The 3673-nt window shown below is 55.4% G+C and carries 3 protein-coding genes; all 3 read right to left on the reverse strand.

Translation table 11 applies throughout. From position 1 onward, the window contains the following. Window positions 1-515 precede the first annotated feature (515 nt). Genes BLS48_RS34150 through BLS48_RS34160 form a run of 3 tightly spaced genes read right to left on the reverse strand, consistent with a single transcriptional unit; the run spans window position 516 to window position 3261 of the window. Window positions 516-1082 (reverse strand): CpaD family pilus assembly lipoprotein, encoded by a 567-nt coding sequence (locus tag BLS48_RS34150; protein ID WP_084791842.1) that lies wholly within the window; start codon window positions 1080-1082, stop codon window positions 516-518. A gap of 8 nt (window positions 1083-1090) precedes the next feature. Beyond that, complete coding sequence (locus BLS48_RS34155; protein WP_084791881.1) at window positions 1091-2548, reverse strand: type II and III secretion system protein family protein; 1458 nt, start codon at window positions 2546-2548, stop codon at window positions 1091-1093. Window positions 2549-2589: 41 nt separating this feature from the next. Then, window positions 2590-3261 carry a winged helix-turn-helix domain-containing protein gene (locus BLS48_RS34160; protein ID WP_084791841.1) on the reverse strand — a complete coding sequence of 224 codons (672 nt, stop codon included), beginning with the start codon at window positions 3259-3261 and terminating at the stop codon, window positions 2590-2592. Window positions 3262-3673: the final 412 nt, after the last annotated feature.

The following is a 3673-nucleotide window of genomic DNA, read 5'->3' on the forward strand; positions in this document are numbered from 1 at the left end:
GGCTGCTCATTCGTCATTCTCCTGTTCCGGCACTCATGCCGATCTCAGGCAGAAATTCCACTTATCACTCTGTCCAATTTTGCCGAGCCACCTCTTAACGTGGTCGTTGCGCTCGTCAATAAGCTGGCCCAGATCGCTTGAGCCGTAATGTCGAACCAGAGCCCTTACGAAGCCGCAATGGCCTCGAAGGGATAACGAGCTTGGTTGAGCGGGAGCGTCCCGGCTACTGCTTGGCCGCATGAAGTTTGCGGGAGGATGTACACAGAGAAGGCCCAACGGTTGATCGGCGTTCGGCAAACCTGTAGGCAGGCAGCGGCCCTTTCGAGGGCGGGTATCTTTTAGGAGCCGGGCGTGCGAATCTCCATCTGGCAGGGCGCCAAGGCGCTGAGGCCGGATACATTGGTGAAGACCGGGTGTGCCCTCTTTAACATTCCGCTTGCAGACGGGGCGGGCCATACATTGCCGAACCTGTATAGTGACGCTCAACACCGCATGATGTTCTGGCCCGCTGCAAGTCAGCGACCTTTGCTGGCGCCGACCGACCTGTATGTTGCAACTGGTATGGCCGCACGTTCGCCATCGCCCGGCTCGACAGACGTGTTGCCGAGCAAATCGCGCGGATCGTTAACCATCGCAGCTAGGCTACGTCGTGTCGAACAGCCCAGTGTCTCTTCGAAGAATTTGTCACCTAGTAAAGTACCAGCGTACGATGGACAGGCCGGTGGGAGGGCATAATACACAATCGCTTCTACTTGGACAGCCCGTCCGTCAATTCGATGGAGCAAATGGATTTTGTAAGTGTCAATACCCATCTGCCTGGCCTGATGAACTACCTCTGCGCTGAGCCGGGGCGAACCCCAGATATGGAGATGAAGGGCATCGCGCCGGCCGCGACTAGTCCCTTCAAGGAAAACACGCAAACGCCGCCGTTCGGAAGCGCGAAGACTCTGTAATGTCAAGACGGTCGTTTCCGATCGGACAAGGATTGGCGCTGACGGCTCGACATAGATCGGCGCAGTGTTTGTGCAGCCACTTGCGCTGACTATCAGGGTGATAAGGAGAACTTTGATCCGCGAAACCATTCAATCACCTATTCAATTATGAAGCCGCGACCGCGCTTGGCCCCTGCCGCGTCAGCGTGGGCGGCTGCGTGGCCTCGCGGCGCAATTGCCCGCGTATTCGTCGGAGCACCGTCCAAAGCTGGCGCCATTTGGTCCGTCGGCGCGCTCATCTGCTTGGGGCTGGAGCTGGGCCTTACGATGTAAGGCGTAACCAGAATTATCAGTTCTGATTCCTCCTTTTGAAACGAGGAGGATCGAAACAGGGCTCCAAGGACCGGAATCTTGCCGAGAAAGGGAAAGGCATTGACGTTATTATTGACATTGCGCCTGATGAGACCGCCAATTGCAAAGCTCTGCCCGCTGGCAAGTTCGACGACTGTGTCGGCCCGGCGTGTGGAAACTGCCGGTACGGAGATACCTTGGATTTGAACCGCACCTTGGGACGTCAGTTCGCTGACTTCCGGCTTTACGTGAATGTTGATTCGATTATTGCTGAGAACGGTCGGCAGGAATTCCAAGCTTACGCCGAAGTGACGGAAGTCAACCGAAACTTGCCCGTTCTCCCGCAAAACAGGGATGGGAAATTCTCCGCCGGCGAGAAAGCTGGCAGTTTCACCGGACATCGCGGTGAGATTCGGCTCGGCCAGAACGGAAGCAATGTGCTCTTTGGCGAGCGCGTCCAGAACTGCGCCGATGTTGACCGCACCATTGTTGAATCCGATTTCTGCTGTCCCGCCACCCTGCGCTGCACCAAAGCCGGCCCCTTCCCCACTTAACAAACCCACTCTGAAATTATCGATTTGACCAAAGGCGGACAGATTCACACCGAGTGCCTTCATAGCGCTGCGGGAGACCTCCGCTACCCTTACACTCAGATTCACTTGTAACGACCCCGCAACCTTGATGTTATTGACGACTTGTGCACCGTCACCGAGATATTGCTCTGTGACTCTTTTTGCTTTGTCGGCAAGTTCCGCATTGCGAGCTGTGCCGCTAAGGATTGCGCCCCGCGGTGTATAGCTCACTTGGATTGAAGAGTCGCCAACCTGGTCGCTCAGCATGGCACGCAGTTCCTCAATGGGTTGCGTGACGACAATACGCAACGCGGCCAGAGCCTCGCCTTTGTCATCCAGCGCAAATAGGCTTGTCCGCCCCGTTTTCTTCCCAAATACGAAGATGGTTGTGCTCGAGGCTGCCTGATAGTCCGCGATCGTCGGGTCAGCCACAAAGATGGTCCTGGCCGGTGCGGGCAAATGGACGGTCTTGCCGAGCGAAGAGGAAAGGTTCAGCGTGCCATCGATACCGTTGGAAGCTGGGCGCTGCGCAACTTTGTCCTCGATGCCCTGGGCCAGGACAGGAACTGGATATGAAAGAAGGAGCGCGCAGAGGAGCAGGCCCAAGTGAGGAGAAGCGGTAGGAGGTATAGGGCCGACAACGGGCGGCTGTCGCAGAGGGGTGTCAGGATAATCAGTTGGAATGATTTTCAAGGCGGTCTTCTCTTTCAATTCGGCCAACGACGGATGTCGCGTTATTCACATTCGAGAACATAACCAATGCCGCGCACGGTTGTTATCCGTGGCGTTGCGCCGGATCTACACAGATATCTACGTAAACGATAGATTCCGACTTCAAGAGCGTTGGCAGATACTTCATCGTTGAATGAATACAGGTGATCTTCCAACTGGGCGCGTGGCACGATTCGGCCTGCGCGATTGAGCAGATGCTCTAGGATACATAATTCACGGCGTGCGACCGTCACCGGGAAACCGGCAACGCAGACCTGTCGGCCGATCGGATCGAAATGGAGATTGCCAAATGCAATGATGGGGTCGGTCATCTGTGTCGATCGTCGCAGAACGGCTCTCATTCTGGCAATGAGCTCATCGGTCGAGACGGGCTTAAGAAGAAAGTCGTCCGCGCCACCGTTGAAAATCGCAATTCGCTTCTCAAGATCGTCGACGTTGCTCAAAACGAGAGCTGGAACTGAATGTCCGTCACTCCTTAGTTGTTTCAGCCAATCCAGGCCGTCGCCATCTGGCAGAGCCAACTCCAGCAGGAGAATTTCATATCTAGCGCAAGATAATGCACTCGATGCGAGTTCCAGTGTGCGAACGACATCAACGGCGAAACCGCTAGCCCCAAGTGCAACTTCCACGGCTCGTGTAAGACCCACATGGTGGTCAACCAATAGCGTTCGCATTTCATCTCCGATCAATGTAGGATGGGTCGCCGGGACTGCTGAGTGGGCAGCACAATTCGCGCAACTCGTCGCAGTCTTCGTGATTCTCTTTGGGAAGACGAATCGGAGGAGCATGCGAACTGTCGGCCTGCGCTAGGCGGATACCAGCCAACATGCCCGCGAACTTGCCTGGAATTTGTCTCGGATCGTTCTCCCTTTTTGCCGCGGCCTTGGCCAAGCCTGCGTTGCCCTCCCCGATACACGAGGATCCCAACGGTTAGCTTTCCAAAAGCACATTCAACAAATCAATTCTTCGGATAATAAACATCCATGTCATGGATGAGAGAGGTGGCTCGGCAAAATTGGACAGAGTGATAAGTGGAATTTCTGCCTGAGATCGGCATGAGTGCCGGAACAGGAGAATGACGAATGA

The sequence above is a fragment of the Mesorhizobium qingshengii genome, from assembly GCF_900103325.1.
GTDB classification, from domain to species: Bacteria; Pseudomonadota; Alphaproteobacteria; order Rhizobiales; family Rhizobiaceae; genus Mesorhizobium; species Mesorhizobium qingshengii.

Coding starts and splice junctions, on each gene's coding strand:
- BLS48_RS34160 (WP_084791841.1), bottom strand. CDS start 3,261: ATGCGAACGCTATTGGTTGACCACCATGTGGGTCTTACACGAGCCGTG.
- BLS48_RS34150 (WP_084791842.1), bottom strand. CDS start 1,082: ATGGTTTCGCGGATCAAAGTTCTCCTTATCACCCTGATAGTCAGCGCA.